At 61.0% G+C, this 18,642-nt stretch carries 13 protein-coding genes; 12 read left to right on the top strand and 1 reads right to left on the bottom strand.

The genetic code is table 11. The features are described 5' to 3' along the window. The first annotated feature begins 32 nt into the window (after positions 1-32). The 8 genes from csrD (at position 33) to tldD (ending at position 12,584) form a co-directional block, all read left to right on the top strand. The gene (gene csrD, locus CYR55_RS19090; protein WP_101817934.1) at positions 33-1,952 is read left to right on the top strand and encodes an RNase E specificity factor CsrD; all 1,920 of its coding nucleotides are present in this window, start codon (positions 33-35) and stop codon (positions 1,950-1,952) included. Between the two features lie 350 nt (positions 1,953-2,302). Continuing rightward, entirely contained in the window at positions 2,303-3,346 is a 1,044-nt protein-coding gene (gene mreB, locus CYR55_RS19085) for a rod shape-determining protein MreB (protein ID WP_003855260.1), read from the top strand. 201 nt (positions 3,347-3,547) lie between these two features. Then, positions 3,548-4,591: a rod shape-determining protein MreC gene (mreC, locus tag CYR55_RS19080; protein WP_101817933.1), complete on the top strand. Its 1,044-nt coding sequence runs from the start codon at positions 3,548-3,550 to the stop codon at positions 4,589-4,591. Next, positions 4,588-5,076 carry a rod shape-determining protein MreD gene (gene mreD, locus CYR55_RS19075; protein WP_101817932.1) on the top strand — a complete coding sequence of 163 codons (489 nt, stop codon included), beginning with the start codon at positions 4,588-4,590 and terminating at the stop codon, positions 5,074-5,076. Before mreC ends, mreD begins: the two co-directional genes overlap by 4 nt. Before the next feature lie 8 nt (positions 5,077-5,084). Further along, the gene (locus tag CYR55_RS19070; RefSeq protein ID WP_101817931.1) at positions 5,085-5,678 is read left to right on the top strand and encodes a Maf family protein; all 594 of its coding nucleotides are present in this window, start codon (positions 5,085-5,087) and stop codon (positions 5,676-5,678) included. Then, positions 5,668-7,137 (top strand): ribonuclease G, encoded by a 1,470-nt coding sequence (gene rng, locus CYR55_RS19065; protein WP_101817930.1) that lies wholly within the window; start codon positions 5,668-5,670, stop codon positions 7,135-7,137. Before CYR55_RS19070 ends, rng begins: the two co-directional genes overlap by 11 nt. Before the next feature lie 115 nt (positions 7,138-7,252). Then, positions 7,253-11,074, top strand: coding sequence for an AsmA2 domain-containing protein YhdP (gene yhdP, locus CYR55_RS19060; RefSeq protein ID WP_101817929.1), 3,822 nt, complete (start codon positions 7,253-7,255; stop codon positions 11,072-11,074). Between the two features lie 64 nt (positions 11,075-11,138). Beyond that, positions 11,139-12,584, top strand: coding sequence for a metalloprotease TldD (gene tldD / locus CYR55_RS19055; protein ID WP_101817928.1), 1,446 nt, complete (start codon positions 11,139-11,141; stop codon positions 12,582-12,584). A gap of 58 nt (positions 12,585-12,642) precedes the next feature. Here tldD and aaeR read toward each other — a convergent pair whose 3' ends face one another. Next, positions 12,643-13,575: an HTH-type transcriptional activator AaeR gene (aaeR, locus tag CYR55_RS19050; protein WP_101817927.1), complete on the bottom strand. Its 933-nt coding sequence runs from the start codon at positions 13,573-13,575 to the stop codon at positions 12,643-12,645. A 278-nt stretch (positions 13,576-13,853) separates the two neighbouring features. On the opposite strand from aaeR, the gene aaeX reads away from it, so the two are divergent. The 4 genes from aaeX (at position 13,854) to CYR55_RS19030 (ending at position 18,622) form a co-directional block, all read left to right on the top strand. Next, entirely contained in the window at positions 13,854-14,057 is a 204-nt protein-coding gene (gene aaeX / locus CYR55_RS19045; RefSeq protein ID WP_072931669.1) for a p-hydroxybenzoic acid efflux pump operon protein AaeX, read from the top strand. Between the two features lie 7 nt (positions 14,058-14,064). Further along, positions 14,065-15,000, top strand: coding sequence for a p-hydroxybenzoic acid efflux pump subunit AaeA (gene aaeA, locus CYR55_RS19040; RefSeq protein WP_101817926.1), 936 nt, complete (start codon positions 14,065-14,067; stop codon positions 14,998-15,000). Between the two features lie 9 nt (positions 15,001-15,009). Continuing rightward, a complete protein-coding gene (gene aaeB, locus CYR55_RS19035; RefSeq protein WP_101817925.1) occupies positions 15,010-16,977 on the top strand; it encodes a p-hydroxybenzoic acid efflux pump subunit AaeB in 1,968 nt (655 codons plus the stop codon). Positions 16,978-17,164: 187 nt separating this feature from the next. After that, entirely contained in the window at positions 17,165-18,622 is a 1,458-nt protein-coding gene (locus tag CYR55_RS19030; protein WP_101817924.1) for an NAD-dependent succinate-semialdehyde dehydrogenase, read from the top strand. Positions 18,623-18,642 lie beyond the last annotated feature (20 nt).

Below are 18,642 nucleotides of genomic sequence, written 5' to 3'. Positions count from 1 at the left end.
TTTTACTCAACCGCGGTACGCAAGGCACAGGGATGCGATTCACGACCAAACTTTCAGCCTTTATTACCCTGCTGGTGGCGCTGGCCATGCTGTTAATGCTGCTGGGATGCGCGTTCAGCTTTTTTAATCTCAGCCATCAACGGATGCACGACCGCCTGACGACGCTGGCCACCACCTTTGATCAGGCGCTGCTGAGCCAGCCGCCCGGCACGGTGCGTAACTGGCTGCCGCTGGCAATGCGCACCGTGGGGGTTTCTGAGGTCAATGTGGTCAACGGCCACAATCTTTTCTACCATCTGGCGCTGCCGCCCGACAGCACGCGCCCGCCGCTGGCCTCGGAATATCGGGACATCAGGCTGCCGTTGTTGCAGCACCCCGGCTCGTTTATCCACCTGACCTACCTCGACCCGATTGCCGGGTACACCCATTCCCTGCGTTCGTCGCTGCCCATCAGCCTTGCCATCCTGGCGATGATCGGGGTGATGGGGCTGAGTTACCGCTGGCTGACGCGGCAGATTGCCGGTTATGAGCGGCTGGAAACGCGGGCGCGGCAGATTTTGCGCGGTGAGCGTGACAGCGTGATGCAGGGCGACATACACGAATGGCCCCCCACCGCCAGCAGCGCGCTGGACAGGCTGCTGCGGGAACTGCGGGAGGCACAGGAGGAGCGCGGCCGGGTGGACACGCTGATCCGTACCTTTGCCGCGCAGGATGCGGGCACCGGCCTCAATAACCGTCTCTTTTTTGACAACCAGCTCACCACACAGCTGGAAGATGCCGGGGCGTATGGCGTGGTGATGCTGATCCGCCTGCCGGATGTCGATACCCTGCGGGATATACATGGCCGCCCGGCGGTTCAGGATCTGCTGAACGCCGTGGCTAACCTGCTTTCCACCTTTGTGATGCGCTACCCGGCGGCGCTGCTGGCACGCTATTTCGCCAGTGACTTCGCCGTGTTGCTGCCGCACAGCACGTTGAAAGAGGCGGATGTGATCGCCGGGCAACTGGTAAATGCGGTGGGCGCATTGCCGACCCACCCTATCGGGAGGGAAGCGCTGCTCTCGATCGGCATCAGCACTTACCGTTTCGGCCAGACGCCGGAGCAGGTGATGGACAACGCCGAGCAGGCGGCGCGCCTGGCGTCGCTACAGGGCAGCAACGGCTGGGTCGTGCATGACAGCCGGGTGCCGGAGCGCGGGCGCGGCAGCGTCAGGTGGCGCACCCTGCTGGAGCATACGCTGGCGCGCGACGGGCTGCGGCTTTACCAAAAACCGTCCCTGACCCGCGACGGGCAGCGGCACCATATTGAGATCCTGCGCCGTATCTTTGATGGCGAACAGGAACTGCCGGCGGCGGAATTTATTCCGTTCGCCATGCTGTTTGGGCTGGCGCAGCGCTATGACCGCCAGACGCTGACGCAGATCCTGCCGCTGCTGGCCGCCTGGCCGGAAGAGATACTGGCATTCCCGCTGACGGTGGATGCGCTGTTGCAACGGCCCTTCCAGCAATGGCTGCGCGATACGCTGCTGCAATGTGAAAAAAGCCAGCGGCGGAGAATTATGATTGAACTTGCAGAGGCGGATCTCTGTCAACATATCGACCGTTTACGGCCGGTGCTGCGGTTACTGCATGGGTTGGGGTGCCGGCTGGTGGTGGCGCAGGCCGGTTTGACGGTGGTCAGCACCACGTACATTAAATCGTTGCCGGTAGAGTTGGTGAAGCTTCATCCCGGCCTGGTGCGCAGTATTGACCGGCGGGTTGAAAACCAGCTGTTTGTCCAGAGCCTGGTCAATGCCTGCGACGGTACCCAGGTGCAGGTGTTTGCCTCCGGGGTAAGAACGGCTGAAGAGTGGCAAACCCTGAAAGAGAAAGGGGTGCAGGGCGGGCAGGGGGATTATTTTGCGTTGCCGGCGCTTGTTGAAAGAAGCAACAAAAAATATTCCCATAACTGATAGCAATACGCTGATCCATTAAGCCGAATTGACGTAGAATGAGCCAGCCCGTCGGCAGGGGTGTTGGTAAGTACCTACCAACTTCCCAAATCGGGCACAATGTAACGCGTTATGTGTACTGTTGTGACTTATGTGTGATGTGAACGCCTTTATAACGTGCCAGAAAAAGACGCTGCAAGCGGTGCCGAAAAATCAGGGCAGCCCTTGTTTTATGGCCGATAAATTGTCAACATCGCAGACTATTTTTTCACCGGAGCAGACCATTTATGCGCCTTGTCGCTGCTTCGTGTGGTTGGTAAAGTAGGCGGATTTTATTTTCCGCCCCCAGCTTGCAGGATTATCCTTTCGTTATGTTTAAGAAATTCCGTGGCATGTTTTCCAATGACTTGTCCATCGACCTGGGTACGGCCAATACCCTGATCTATGTTAAAGGGCAAGGCATTGTATTGAATGAACCGTCGGTGGTTGCCATTCGCCAGGATCGTGCCGGTTCTCCTAAGAGCGTTGCGGCTGTGGGCCATGACGCCAAACAAATGCTGGGGCGTACGCCCGGCAACATCGCGGCTATCCGCCCGATGAAAGACGGCGTGATTGCTGACTTCTTTGTGACTGAAAAAATGCTTCAGCACTTCATCAAACAAGTCCACAGCAACAGCTTTATGCGCCCAAGCCCGCGTGTGCTGGTGTGCGTGCCGGTTGGCGCGACCCAGGTTGAACGCCGGGCGATCCGTGAGTCGGCGCAGGGCGCAGGCGCACGTGAAGTTTTCCTGATTGAAGAACCGATGGCAGCGGCGATCGGTGCCGGCCTGCCGGTCTCTGAAGCGACCGGTTCCATGGTCGTGGACATCGGCGGCGGTACCACTGAAGTGGCGGTGATCTCCCTGAACGGCGTGGTTTACTCCTCCTCTGTCCGTATCGGTGGTGACCGTTTTGACGAAGCCATCATTAATTATGTGCGCCGTAACTATGGCTCGTTGATCGGCGAAGCCACCGCAGAGCGCATCAAACATGAGATCGGCTCCGCCTACCCGGGTGACGAAGTGCGCGAAATTGAAGTGCGCGGCCGTAACCTGGCAGAGGGTGTGCCGCGCGGCTTTACCCTGAATTCCAACGAGATCCTCGAAGCGTTGCAGGAGCCGCTGACCGGCATTGTCAGCGCGGTGATGGTGGCGCTGGAGCAGTGCCCGCCGGAACTCGCCTCCGACATCTCCGAGCGCGGCATGGTGTTGACCGGCGGTGGCGCATTGCTGCGTAACCTCGATCGCCTGCTGATGGAAGAGACCGGTATCCCGGTGGTCGTGGCGGAAGATCCCCTGACCTGTGTCGCCCGTGGCGGCGGCAAGGCGCTGGAGATGATCGACATGCACGGCGGCGATTTGTTCAGCGAAGAGTAATCCGCGCAACATCTCATCAGCCCTGGGAAGGGGTGGCGCACGTCGCGGTGCGCAAGCATAAACCACTGTGTCACGGCATAAAGGGCGTACCCGCCGCAGGGTGCGCCGGAAAGCCTGGTTTGGTTTACCTGCGTGTCCCGGCGTGAACGGCTTTCACGCCGTGTGGCTACCCCTTCTGTCGTCGAGGAATCCGCATAATTTATGAAGCCGATTTTTAGCAGGGGACCTTCCCTGCAATTACGTCTCTTTTTGGCTATTGTCGCGGCGATTGCGTTGATTATCGCCGACAGCCGTCTCGGTACCTTCATGAAGATCCGTACCTACATGGATACGGCCGTCAGTCCCTTCTATTTCTTGTCTAATGGCCCGCGCAAACTGCTCGACAGCGTCTCTGACACACTGGCGACCCGTCAGCAGCTCGAGCTGGAAAACCGTGCGCTTCGTCAGGAGCTGTTGCTGAAAAACAGCGACCAACTGCTGCTTGGCCAGTTCAAGCAGGAGAATGCCCGCCTGCGTGAATTGCTGGGCTCGCCCCTGCGTCAGGATGAGCAGAAAATGGTGACGCAGGTGATTTCCACCGGCACCGACCCATACAGCGACCAGGTGGTTATCGACAAAGGCTCTGAAAACGGCGTCTATGAAGGCCAGCCGGTGATCAGTGACAAAGGTGTGGTAGGGCAGGTGGTGGCGGTCGCGAAATTTACCAGCCGCGTCCTGCTGATCTGCGATGCGTCGCACGCGTTGCCGATTCAGGTGCTGCGTAATGACATCCGGGTTATCGCGGCCGGCAGCGGTTGCGCTGACGACCTCCAGCTGGAGCATCTGCCGAGCAACACCGACATCCGTGTCGGCGATGTGCTGGTGACGTCCGGGCTGGGCGGCCGCTTCCCGGAAGGTTACCCGGTGGCGGTGGTCTCTTCGGTAAAAGTGGACAGCCAGCGCGCCTACACGGTGATTCAGGCGCGGCCAACGGCCGGCCTGCAGCGTTTGCGTTATCTGCTGCTGCTGTGGGGGTCTGACCGCAACGGGGACATGCCGCTACCGCCGGACGAAGTGCACCGCGTCGCCAATGAACGCCTGACGCAGATGATGCCGCAGGTATTGCCGCGCGCCAATGAAATGGGGCCACCCGCCCCGGCCACCGGCGCGGCCCCGGTGAATAATGCGGTGCCGGCGAACGGTGCCGCACCCGCCCACGGTACCACCACGTCACCGGCACCGCCCGTCAGGGGGACACAGCCATGAACCGCTACCGCAGCCACGGACGCTGGATAATCTGGATCTCATTCTTTATCGCCATGTTGCTGCAAATCATGCCGTGGCCCGATCAGATCTACATGTTCCGGCCCTCCTGGCTGACGTTGATCCTCATTTACTGGGTGATGGCGCTGCCGCACCGGGTGAATGTCGGCACCGGCTTTATCCTCGGCCTGCTGATTGACCTGATCCTCGGCTCCACGCTGGGGGTCAGGGCGCTGGCGCTGGGGATCATCGCCTATCTGGTGGCGTTCAAGTTCCAGTTGTTCCGTAACATGGCGTTGTGGCAGCAGGCACTGATTGTGATGCTGCTCTCGCTGGCGATGCATGTGGTGGTGTTCTGGGCCGAATTCCTGGTGATAAATGTCTCGTTCCGCCCGGAAGTGTTCTGGAGTAGTGTGGTTGACGGCATCCTGTGGCCGTGGCTGTTCCTGTTGATGCGTAAAATCCGCCGTCAATTTGCCGTACAATGAGGACTGACATGACTTCACTCTATCTGGCTTCCGCTTCCCCGCGGCGGCATGAATTGCTCTCCCTGCTGGAGATCCCCTTCGAGCGTATCGTGGCTGAGGTGGAAGAGGTGCGCCGCCCGGAAGAGACCCCGGAAGGTTATGTGCGCCGGCTGGCCCAGGACAAAGCGCTGGCCGGGGTGGCCGCCGCACCACAGGATTTGCCGGTACTCGGTTCTGATACTATCGTGGTACTGGAGGGGCAGGTGCTGGAGAAGCCGCGTGACGCGGCACACGCTGCAGAGATGTTGCAGGCGCTTTCCGGCCGGCAGCATCAGGTAATGACCGCCGTGGCGATTGCCGACCGGGGCGATCTGCTCTGCACGCTGGTGATGACGGATGTCACTTTCCGCGTGCTCTCCTCAGACGAAATTCAACACTATATCGCCGGTGGCGAACCCATGGACAAGGCGGGTGCGTATGGCATCCAGGGCAAAGGCGGCTGTTTTGTGCGGGAGATCCGCGGCAGCTACCCGGCCGTGGTCGGGTTGCCGCTGGTGGAAACGCAGGAGCTGTTCAGCCAGTTTATGGCTGTCCGCAAGGTAAGGAGAGACCATGACCGCTGAATTACTGGTAAACATCACCCCCTCAGAGACCCGGGTCGCCTATATTGATGGCGGCATACTGCAAGAGATTCACATCGAGCGCGAGGCCAAACGCGGCATCGCCGGTAATATCTACAAAGGCCGCGTCAGCCGCGTGCTGCCGGGGATGCAGGCCGCCTTTGTGGACATCGGCCTCGACAAAGCCGCTTTCCTCCACGCCTCTGACATCATGCCGCACACCGAGTGTGTGGCCGGTGACGAGCGGAAAAATTTCCACGTGCGCGACATCGCCGAGCTGGTACGCCAGGGGCAGGATTTAATGGTGCAGGTGGTGAAAGATCCGCTCGGTACCAAGGGCGCACGCCTCACCACTGACATCACCCTGCCGTCGCGTTACCTGGTGTTTATGCCGGGGGCGGCGCATGTCGGCGTATCGCAGCGCATCGCCAGTGAGGCGGAGCGCGACCGCCTGAAGAAAATCGTCTCCGCCTACTGCGACGATCTGGGCGGCTTTATTATCCGCACCGCCGCCGAAGGGGTCGGGGCGGAGGAGCTGTCGCAGGACGCTGCCTTCCTCAAACGCCTCTGGACGAAAGTCACCGAACGTAAAAAACGCAATATCACCAAGTGCAAACTGTATGGCGAAGTGGCGCTGGCGCAGCGCATCCTGCGTGATTTTGCCGGTGCGGCGTTAGACCGCATCCGCGTCGACTCACGCCTCACCTACGAATTGCTGCTGGAGTTCACCGGCGAATATATGCCGGAACTCACCAGCAAGCTGGAGCACTACACCGGCAAACAGCCGATTTTCGATCTCTACGATGTGGAGAACGAGATCCAGCGGGCGCTGGAGCGCAAGGTCGAACTGAAATCGGGCGGCTACCTGATCATCGACCAGACCGAAGCGATGACCACCATCGACATCAACACCGGGGCGTTTGTCGGCCACCGCAACCTCGATGAAACCATCTTCAACACCAACGTTGAAGCGACGCAGGCGATCGCCCGCCAGCTGCGGCTGCGTAACCTCGGCGGCATCATCATCATCGACTTCATCGACATGAGCAACGAGGACCACCGCCGCCGCGTGCTGCATTCGCTGGAGCAGGCGCTGAGCAAAGACCGGGTGAAAACCAGCATCAACGGCTTCTCGCAGCTCGGCCTGGTGGAGATGACGCGCAAACGCACGCGTGAAAGCGTGGAACATGTGCTCTGCCATGATTGTCCAACCTGTCATGGCCGCGGCACGCTGAAAACGGTAGAAACGGTCTGTTATGAGATCCTGCGCGAAATTGTGCGCGTGCATCACGCGTATGATGCTGACCGCTTCCTGGTCTACGCTTCGCAGGCAGTGGGCGAAGCGCTGAAAGGCGAGGAGTCCCATGCGCTGGCGGAAGTGGAAATTTTCGTCGGCAAGCAGGTCAAAGTGCAGATCGAACCGCTCTATAACCAGGAACAATTTGACGTCGTCATGATGTAACCTGGCCGGCGGCACGAGGCTGCCGGCATGTTGTCGCCCCTGCGTCACGCATGGCTGTACACTAATTTGATGTCGTAATCCCGTGCTGATGACAACGGGATGAAAGGAGAAACGCGTGAGGCGAGTGCCGGGTATTCTGTTAACCACCTGCGCCACCATTATTGTGATGGTGGCGCTGTTGATCAGTGGGTTACGGTTGGCGCTGCCGAAGCTGGACACATTCCGCCCGCAATTGCTGAGCAAAATCGAGGCGGTCAGCGGGGTGCCGGTCAGGGTGGAGAAACTCTCCGGCCGCTGGGAAACGTTTGGCCCGACGCTGGAAGTCAACGGGTTACAGGCGCGCCTGCCGGATTCCACCTGGCAGCTGGAGCGCGTCACCCTGGCGCTGGATGTCTGGCAATCGCTGCTGCACTGGCGCTGGCAGTTCCGCGATCTCACCTTCTATAACCTCCAGCTTGACCTCGACTCCACCCTCGGCGGCCGCGATCACCAGGGCAGCTCGGTGGAGCCGAATGAAATCAGCAACCTGTTCCTCAAGCAGGTGGACCACTTCGACCTGCGCAACAGCCGCATCTCCTTCCTGACGCCTTCCGGGCCGCGTGCGGTGTTTGACATCCCGCAGCTGACCTGGCTTAACAGCGCCAACCGCCACCGGGCGGAGGGGCAGCTCAGCCTCTCGACCTTTACCGGCCAGCACGGCGTGGTGCAGCTGCGCATGGACCTGCACGACAGCCAGGGGCTGCTGAACAATGGCACCGTCTATTTGCAGGCGGACGGCGTGGATCTCAAACCCTGGCTGGGGCGCTGGCTGCGCCACAACACCGGCCTGCAAACCGGCAGCGTCAGCCTGGCGGCCTGGCTTCAGGTGCAAAACGGCGAGATTGCCGGCGGCGATGCCCGCGTGCGGCAGGGCGAGGCGCGCTGGAACATCGACGGCCAGCCGCACCGGCTTGAGGTCACGGATCTCTCCCTCCATGCGAAGCGTCAGGGACGCGGCTGGCAATTTGATGTGCCGCAACTGGCGTTGCAGACCGATGGGCAACCCTGGCCGCGCGGCGGCATCTCCGCGCTGTGGCTGCCGGAAAACACTGATTTCCTCGGCCCGAATCAGGATGAGGAGCTGCGCCTGCGCACCCGCAATATCCAGATTGAGCGCCTCGGGCCGCTGCTGCCGATGGTGGCGTTCCTCTCACCCAATCTGCTGGACCGCTGGAATGACCTGAAACCCGCCGGCCACATCGATGCGCTGGCGCTCGACATCCCGCTCAAGCAGCCGGAGCTGACCCGTTTTCAGGCCAGATGGCATGACGTCAGCTGGCAGCACTGGAAAGTGTTGCCGGGCATCAGCCATTTTGCCGGAACGCTGAGCGGCAGCGTGCCGCAGGGGCGGCTGGATCTCGATCTCAACGAAAGCGTGCTGCCGTATGGCGAGATGTTCCGTGCGCCGCTGGAGGTGCACCGTGCCCGGGGGGCGATTGGCTGGGTCAACAACAGTGACCGGCTGGAACTGTGGGGGCGCGGGCTGGACGTACAGGCGCGCTCGCTGTGGGCCACCGGCAATTTCGACTACCTGCAACCCGCCAACGGCACGCCGTGGCTGTCGATTCTCTCCGGCATCCGGCTGTATGACGCCGGCGACGCCTGGCGCTACTTCCCGGAGCCGCTGATGGGCACCCATCTGGTGGATTACCTGAGCGGGGCGATCCAGGGCGGGCAGGTGGAGAACGCCACGCTGGTGTATGCCGGGAACCCGCATCTGTTCCCTTACAAACATAATGACGGCCAGTTCCAGGTCTTTGTGCCGCTGCGTGCCGCCACCTTCCGCTTCCAGCCGGGCTGGCCCGCGTTGCAGAATCTGGACATCGACCTCAATTTCCTTAATGACGGCCTGTTTATGAAAGCGCCGCATACCCTGCTGGGGCAGGTGCAGGGCAATAATGTGGTGGCCGCGATCCCGGATTACCTGAAACAGAAGCTGCTGGTAGATGCCGATATCCAGGGCGCGGGTAAAGAAGTGGGAAATTACTTCAACCAGACGCCACTAAAAGGTTCGCTGGGTGCCGCGCTGGATGAATTGCAGATTGGCGGTGACGTCAGTGGGCGCTTACATCTCGATATTCCGCTGAATGGCAAGCAGGTCAGGGCCACCGGTGATGTACAACTGGCGAATAACAGCCTGCTGATTAAACCGCTGAATACCACCATCAAGAACCTGAATGGGCGCTTCCGTTATGACAACGGCAACCTGCAGAGTGAGCCGATGCAGGGCAACTGGCTGGGGCAACCGCTGGCGGTGGATTTCTCCACGCAGGAGCAGCCGCAGAGCATGGGCATCAAGGTGAATCTCTCCGGTGACTGGCAACCGGCCAAACTGCCCGGCTTACCGGCGGCGGCCATTCCGGCACTGGGCGGCAGCGCCGCCTGGAAAAGCCAGGTCGGCATTACTCTGCCGCACCAGGGCAAGCCGGAGTATGAGGTTGAGTCCAGCGTGGACCTGAAAGGAGTAAGCAGCCACTTACCGGCGCCGCTGGCGAAAGCGGCCGGTGAGCCGCTGCTGCTGACGGCCAATGCGAAAGGCGGCCTGAAAAGTTTTGACCTGACCGGGCGCGTCGGCAAAGAGAACGCCTTCAACAGCCGCTGGTTGCTGGGGGAGGCGCTGACCCTTGACCGCGCCGCCTGGCAGCGCCACAGCGCGACCCCACCGCCGTTGCCCAGCGACAGCAGCCTGACGCTTGACCTCCCGGCGCTGGACGGCGAAAGCTGGCTGGCGTTGCTGTCACCGACGCAGGCCGCCCCGGCAGCGGGCGGTGCCGCGCCCGGGCTGACGTTCCATTTCCCGAAACAGGTGACGCTGACCACCCCGGTGCTGGACGCGGGCGGGCAGAGCTGGCACAACGTCGCGGTGAAAACCACCCAGCAACTGGGCGGTATGCAGGCACAGGTTCATGCAGATGAAGCGGACGGCACCCTGAAGATGGCGGAAAATGCGCCGTGGCGGGCGGATATCCGCTACCTTTATTATAACCCGCAGTTTGCGGCGGCCGCCGGCAACGAGGGCGGCCACAGCGCAGGCAGCAACCCGTTTGGCTCGAACATCTCCTTCAGCAACTGGCCGGCAGTGATGTTGCGCTGCCAGAGCTGCTGGTTCTACGGCCAGAATGTTGGCCGGGTAGAGGGTGATTTCACGCCGCAGGGCGACACCCTCGCCCTGAGCCACGGGCTGGTGGACACCGGCAAGATGCGCCTGACGGTGGACGGCCAGTGGCAACAGGGGAGCGCCGGATCGCGTACCGGCCTGAAAGGGAAATTGCAGGGGGCGAAAATTGATGACGCCGCCTCCTGGCTCGGCCTCTCCACCCCACTGAAAGGCGCGCCGTTTAATGTGGCGTTTGACCTGCACTGGCAGGGCGAGCCGTGGAAGCCGTCTGTCCCGACGCTGAACGGCACGCTGAACAGCGCGCTGGGCAAAGGGGAAATTGCCGATCTCGGCGGCGGCCGTGCCGGGCAACTGCTGCGGCTGATCAGCTTCGATGCCCTGCTGCGCAAGTTGCAGCTTGATTTTAGTGATACCTTCGGTAAAGGTTTCTATTTCGACTCCATCAAATCCACCATCTGGATCAAGGACGGCGTGCTGCACACGGATGACCTGCTGGTGGATGGGCTGGCCGCTGACATCGCCATGAACGGGCAGGTGGATCTGGTGCGCCGGCAGATTGAGATGGAAGCGGTGATCGCGCCGGAAATTTCCGCCACTGTGGGGGTGGCCACGGCATTCGTGATCAACCCGGTGATTGGCGCAGCGGTGTTTGCTGCCACCAAAGCGCTGGCACCGCTCTGGAACAAAATCTCCCTGATCCGTTACCACATCAGTGGTAACTTGGATCAACCCAAGATTAATGAGGTGTTGCGCGAGCCGAAAGCGGCCGGGGCGAAGTAGCCGGGCGCAACATCCCCCCTCCGGTGCGCCGCACCGGAACCCTATAACAATGAGTGAAGATACTATGAGCCTGGCCTTTGCTAGTGAGCAGTTACTTACTGCGAACAACCTTACGCACCAAGACCTTTCCTCGGTATTGGGTCAACTGGCTGAGCGTCGCCTCGACTATGCCGACCTCTATTTCCAGTCCAGCTACCATGAAGCCTGGGTGATTGAAGACAGCATCATCAAAGACGGCTCCTACAACATCGATCAGGGCGTCGGCGTGCGCGCCGTCAGCGGTGAGAAAACCGGCTTTGCCTACGCCGACCAGCTGACGCTGAACGCGCTGAACCTGAGCGCCCAGGCGGCACGTAACATCGTGCGTGAGAACGGCAGCGGCAAAGTGCATGCGCTGGGCGCGATCAACCATACCGCGCTCTACCCGCTGCTTGACCCGCTGCAAAGCCTGTCGCGTGAAGAGAAAATCGCCCTGCTGCACCAGGTGGACAAAGCCGCACGCGCTGCCGACCGGCGCGTGCAGGAAGTCAGCGCCAGCCTGACCGGCGTGTATGAAACCGTGCTGGTGGCGGCCACCGACGGCACGCTGGCGGCGGATGTGCGCCCGCTGGTGCGGCTCTCCGTGAGCGTGCTGGTAGAAGAGGACGGCAAACGTGAGCGCGGCTCCAGCGGCGGCGGCGGGCGTTTCGGTTATGACTTCTTCCTGGAAAACGAAAACGGCGAGGTGCGTGCAGAAGCCTGGGCGCGTGAAGCGGTGCGCATGGCGCTGGTGAACCTCTCCGCCGTCGCGGCCCCAGCCGGGGCGATGCCGGTGGTGCTGGGCGCGGGCTGGCCGGGCGTGCTGCTGCATGAAGCGGTCGGCCACGGGCTGGAAGGGGATTTCAACCGCCGCGGCACCTCGGTGTTCAGCGGCCAGATGGGCGAACTGGTGGCCTCTGAACTCTGCACCGTGGTGGATGACGGCACTATCCAGGGGCTGCGCGGCTCGCTGGCGATTGACGACGAAGGTGTGCCGGGCCAGTACAACGTGCTGATTGAGAACGGTATCCTGAAAGGTTACATGCAGGACAAACTCAACGCCCGCCTGATGGGCGTCGCCCCGACCGGCAACGGCCGCCGTGAATCCTACGCGCACCTGCCGATGCCGCGCATGACCAACACCTACATGCTGGCCGGACAGTCCACGCCGGAAGAGATCATCAGCAGCGTGGAGTATGGCCTCTATGCGCCGAACTTTGGCGGCGGCCAGGTGGACATCACCTCCGGCAAGTTTGTGTTCTCTACGTCGGAAGCCTACCTGATCGAGAAAGGGCGCATTACCAAACCGGTGAAGGGCGCGACGCTGATTGGCTCCGGCATTGAGGCGATGCAGCAGATCTCCATGGTCGGCAACGATCTGGCGCTCGACAAGGGTGTCGGCGTCTGCGGCAAAGAGGGGCAGAGCCTGCCGGTAGGCGTCGGCCAGCCGACGCTGAAACTCAACACCCTGACCGTCGGCGGCACCGCGTAACCCGCTCTCCTGAGTCATACCGACTGCCCGCGCCTGCGGGCAGTCTGCTTTCCGGCGTTTACTCTTCCAGCGGCATCTGCTCGCGGTACTGCTTGAACAGCGTCCCGACCTGGTTGAAATACTCCGTCAGGTAGTTGATGCACACCTGCACCTTTAACGGCAGCTTGTCTTTTTCGGTATAGAGCGCATACACCGGGCGCGGGTCGGAGTGGTAGCGGGCAAACAGAATCTCCACTTCCCCGGCGTTAATCTCATCAATGATCCACATCAACGGCACATAGGCGATGCCCGCCCCGGCTTTGAGCCAGCGGATCATGGTCTGCGAGTCATTGGTGACAAAACGCCCGTGCGGGCTGAGGCGGGTGCTGATCCCTTCCGGCGCGATCAGTTCGAAGTCACTGTCCGGGCGCACGCTGTATTCCAGCCAGGAGAAGTTGACGATGTCTGCCGGTTTCTCCGGCGTGCCGTGCTGGTTGAGGTAGCTGCGCGCGGCGCACACCACCATCGGCATTGAGCCAAGCCGCCTGGAGAACAGGCTGGAATCCTGCAACGCGCCGACGCGGATCACCACGTCCAACCCGTCGGCGATCAAATCCGGCGCGGGGATGCCGGTCACCAGGTTCACCGTCAGGCCGGGGTATTCACGCATCATGTCGGCGGTCATGGTCGCCAGCACATTTTGCGCCATGGTGGAGGAGCTGCCGATGCGCAGGGTGCCGGTCGGGGTGTTGTTAAAGGCGTAGAGCTGCTCATGCACTTCCAGCACATCCTGCAACATGCGGCGGCAACCCTGATAGTAAATCTTCCCTGCCTCGGTCAGGCCGATGCTGCGGGTGCTGCGGTTCAGCAGCTTCACCTGCAACTCATTCTCCAGTTTGGAGACGGTCTGGCTGATGGAGGAGACGCTCATTTCCAGCTGGCGCGCTGCGGCAGTAAACGAGCCGCACTCCACGACTTTGGCAAACACGGACATGCGCTTGAGTCTTTCCATTATTCACTCTGGCTTAAAAGTGATTTAGATCACATAAGGTAGATAGATTGATAACAACAACGCTACCATAGTGCGACGGGTGAAGTGCCTTTGATTGGGCGAATCTGTAGTCAATCAGTTCTCCTCGCGACACCTCCGCACTGCGTTCAGTTTACTTTTTCTTAATATCTTCCCGCGCTTTTCCGGTGGAAGGTGCCGGATATTGCCTAAAATATCTGAAGCTCCGGCGCGGTATGGTGAGGTATTAGCCCGGCAGAGTAAACAATAAGGAATAAATGATGAGTTTGCTTCCGGTAATGGTGATTTTCGGATTATCGTTCCCCCCGGTTTTTTTCGAGATACTCGCCGCGCTGGCGCTGTTTTTCATCCTGCGGCGACTACTGCAACCCACCGGGATCTATGATTTTGTCTGGCACCCTGCACTGTTCAATACAGCGCTGTACTGCTGTCTGTTCTATCTGATTTCTTGTCTCTTTGTCTGAGGTCGCTGTGAAAACCTTTTCTATAAAAATAATTCGTATTGCGATCACCCTGCTGTTGGTCATCCTCGCTGCCATCGCGATTTACCGCGCCTGGGTGTTTTATACCGAATCACCGTGGACGCGTGACGCCAAGTTCACTGCGGATGTGGTGGGCATCGCGCCGGACGTCACCGGGCTGATTACCGACGTGCCGGTCAAAGATAACCAGCTGGTGAAAGCCGGCCAGATCCTGTTCACCGTGGACAAACCGCGTTATCAGCAGGCGCTGGAAGAGGCGGAAGCCGATGTGGCCTACTATCAGGCGCTGGCCGCAGAGAAGAAACGGGAGGCGGGCCGCCGCGTGCGTCTGGGCATCCAGGCGATGTCGCAGGAGGAGATTGACCAGTCGAACAACTCGCTGCAAACCGCGCAGCACCAGCTGGCGAAAGCGGTGGCCGCACGTGACCTGGCGAAGCTCGATCTGGAACGCACCGACGTGAAAGCCCCGGCAGACGGCTGGGTCACCAACCTGAACGTACATGGCGGTGACTACATCACCCGTGGCTCCACGGCGGTGGCCCTGGTGAAGAAAAACACCTTCTACATCCTGGCCTACATGGAAGAGACCAAGCTGCCGCAGGTGCACATTGGTGACCGCGTGGAGATCACCCCGCTCGGCAGCAACCGCATCATGCACGGCGCGGTGGACAGTGTGGCAGCCGGGGTGAACAACAGCAGCAGCACGCCGGACAGCAAAGGCATGGCGACCGTGGACTCCAACCTCGAGTGGGTCCGCCTGGCGCAGCGTGTGCCGGTGCGCATCCGGCTGGATGCGGCCGATCAGGCGCACCCGTACCCGGCAGGCACCACGGCCACGGTGGTGATCACCGGGGCCAACGACCGTGATGTGACGCATGAGTCGCCGTTTGTGCAGTTCCTGCACCGTTTGCGCGAGTTCGGCTAAGGGGCAGCGATGAAAAGCCTCAACGTTGAGTTTCCCTTTCCGCGGATGCGGTTTGCGCTCAAGCTCACTTTTGCCATTCTGTTTGCGCTGATCCTCGGCTTCCATCTGGAGCTGGTCACGCCGCGCTGGTCAGCGATGACCGCCGCGATTGTGGTGGCCGGCCCGGCCTTTGCTGCCGGGGGAGAGCCCTTCTCCGGCGCCATCCGCCACCGTGGCTGGCTGCGTATCATCGGCACCTTTATTGGCTGCCTGGCGGCGCTGGTGATCATGATCGCCACTATCCGCGCGCCGGTGGTGATGCTGCTGCTCTGCTGCATCTGGGCGGGCTTCTGCACCTGGTGGTCTTCACTGGTGCGGGTGGAAAACTCCTACGCGCTGGGGCTGGCCGGCTATACCGCGCTGATTATTATTGTTACCTCCGCCAATACCCCGCTGCAAACCCCGCAATTTGCCGTGGAGCGGTGCAGCGAAATTGTGCTGGGGATTGTCAGCGCGGTGATCGCCGATCTGCTGTTCTCGCCGCGTTCCATCAAAGCGGACATCGACCGGCTGGTAGAGAAGCTGTTGGTGGACCAATACCGGCTGATGCAGCTCTGCCTGGGTTCCGCCGAACGGGAAACCGTGGACAAGGCGTGGGCGGATCTGGTGAAAAACAGCAACGCACTTAATGGGATGCGCAGCCACCTGATGATGGAATCCTCCCGCTGGGGGCGCGCCAACCGGCGGCTGAAGGTGCTGCATACCCTGTCGCTGACGCTGATTACCCAGGCGTGTGAAACCTACTTTATCCTGATGAACCACCCGGACGAGATCTCCGCCAGTGTGCGCAGCCTGTTTGATGAACCGGCCGAGACGCTGCCGGAGGTGCATAAACGGATGAAGGTGCTGCGCCACCTGCTGGCGAACAACGCCAGCGCGCCGGTCACCGTGACCAGCTGGGTCGGGGCCGCGTCCCGCTACCTGTTGCTGGCAAAAGGGGTGCGCACCAACAGCAGCATCAACAACGTGGAAGAGGGGGTGCTGAGCGATGAGGTGGTGATTAAACCCGCGTCAGCTGAACGTTACCACGCGATGATCAACGGCCTGCGCACCTTCGTCGCGACGGCGGCGGGCAGCCTGATCTGGCTCTGGACCGGCTGGACCTCCGGCAGCGGCTTTATGGTGATCATCGCCGTGGTGACCGCGCTGGCGATGCGCACGCCGAACCCGCGCATGATGGCGATGGACTTTGTGCTGGGCATGATGGTGGCGATCCCGGTCGGCTCGCTCTACTTTATGCTGATCCTGCCCGCTACCCAGCAGAGCGTGCTGCTGCTCTGCCTCTGCCTCGGCGTGCTGACCTTTATCTGCGGGGTTGAAGTGCAGAAGCGGCGGCTCGGCACCCTGGGCCTGCTGGCGGGCAGCATCAACATTCTGGTGCTGAGCAACCCGATGAAGTTCAACGTCACCAGCTTCCTGGATAGCGCCACCGGCCAGTTCATCGGCGCGGGCGTGGCACTGGTGGTGATTCTGCTGATCCGTGATAAATCCAAAGAGCGCACCGGCCGCACGCTGCTGAACCGGCTGATGAGCAGCGCGGTCTCGGCGCTGACCACCAAGGCCTCACGCCGCCGTGAGAACCATTTGCCGGCACTCTATCAGCAGCTTAACCAGTTGCTGGTGATGTTCCCGAATGACATCGCCAAATACCGGCTGGCACTGACGCTGATCATCGCCCACCAGCGGATGCGGCAGGCGGAAATCCCGGTGAATGAGGATCTCTCGGCGTTCCACAAACAGATCCGCAACACCGCCGACCATGTGGTCACCGCCACCAATGACGTCAAGCGCCGCTATTACTACGACCGGCTGCTGAAGGAGCTGAATGAGTACCAGCAGAAACTGGTGCACTACGAGGCACCGCGCCACGTCACCGAACCGGTAAAGCGGCTGGCAGACATGCTGCACAAATATGAAAATGCGCTGCTCAGCGTGTAACCCCTAAGCCAGACCCCGGTCTGGCTTTTTTTTGCGCGTTATCCGCTGGCTGTGCTAATCACCTGATGTAACAGGGTATTGCCTGACCAGGGGCCGTCACGTCAGCGCCACGAGAAGCCGCTATACTTAGCAGGTATACCGATTTTTCCACGCGGCGCTGAGGCCGCGTGCGCATCAGGAGACGATTATGGCGAGCAATGACAGCCTGAAAAATAATGACTTATTCAAAACCGGCTACTTTGTGGCAGGCGAGTGGCGCCAGGCCGGCGAGACGTTTGAGGTGCTCAACCCGGCCACCGGCGAGGTGCTCGCCAATGTAGCGAAAGCGGGTGAAGCGGAAGCCCATGCCGCCATTGCCGCGGCCGCCGGCGCATTGCCGGCCTGGCGCAGCAAAACCGCCAAGGAACGCTCGGAAATTCTTTACCGCTGGTATCAGCTGATTCAGGAAAACAAACCCTTCCTGGGCGAGCTGATGGTGGCGGAGCAGGGCAAACCGCTAAAAGAGGCGCTGGGCGAAGTGGACTACGCCGCCAGCTACATCCAGTGGTTCGCCGAAGAGGCAAAACGCGCCAACGGCGAAATCATCCCGGGCACCAAACCCGGCTCGCGCATTCTGGCGACCCGCGAGCCGATTGGCGTGGTGGCCGCCATTACCCCCTGGAATTTCCCGCTGGCGATGCTGACGCGCAAACTCGGCCCGGCACTGGCGGCAGGCTGCACCGGCCTGATCAAACCCGCCAACAACACCCCGCTCTCCGCTTTCGCACTGCTGGAACTGGCAGACCGCGCCGGGGTGCCGAAAGGAGTACTGAACGGCGTGGCGGGTGACACCCACGCCATCAGTGACGCCATCATGGCCAGCAAAACCGTGCGCAAAATCTCCTTCACCGGCTCCACCGAAGTGGGCAAAACGCTGGTGCGCAACGCCGCGGAAACCATGAAAAAGGTTTCGATGGAGCTGGGCGGCAATGCGCCCTACATCGTATTTGACGATGCCGATCTGGATCTGGCGGTGCAGGGGGCGATCGCCAACAAATTCCGCAACAGCGGCCAGGTCTGCGTCGCCACCAACCGCTTCTATATCCAGGACGGCATCTATGATGAATTCGTCAGCCGCCTTGGTGACGCGGTGAAAAAGCTCAAAGTCGGCAACGGTATGGATGAAGGCGTGGTGGTTGGCCCGCTGATCGAGCCGAAAGGGGTCGAGAAAGTGGAACAACACGTGAACGATGCCCTGAGCAAAGGCGCACGCGTCATTACCGGCGGCGAGCGCCATGCGCTGGGCGGCAATTTCTACCAGCCCACGGTGCTGGCGGAGGTCACCGACGAGATGAAGGTCACCCATGAGGAGACCTTCGGCCCGCTGGCGGCCTGTTTGCGTTTCCGTACCGAAGAGGAGGTGATCCGCCGCGCCAATGCCAGCGAGTTTGGGCTGGCGGCTTACTTCTACACCCAGAACCTGCAACGGGTGTTTCGCGTCTCGCAGGCGCTGGAGAGCGGCATGATCGGCATCAACGAGTGCTCGGTTTCTACTGAACTCGGCCCGTTCGGCGGCGTGAAGGAATCCGGGCTGGGGCGCGAAGGGTCGGTGCTGGGGCTGGAAGAGTACCTGGAAGTCAAAACCCTGCACCTCGGCAATCTGTAAATGGCGCAGTGGCAACGTAA

The organism is Chimaeribacter californicus, from assembly GCF_002858675.1.
GTDB classification, from domain to species: domain Bacteria; phylum Pseudomonadota; class Gammaproteobacteria; order Enterobacterales; family Enterobacteriaceae; genus Chimaeribacter; species Chimaeribacter californicus.
The sequence above is the reverse complement of the archived record's forward strand: the minus strand, read 5'-3'. Positions and strand labels throughout refer to the sequence as shown.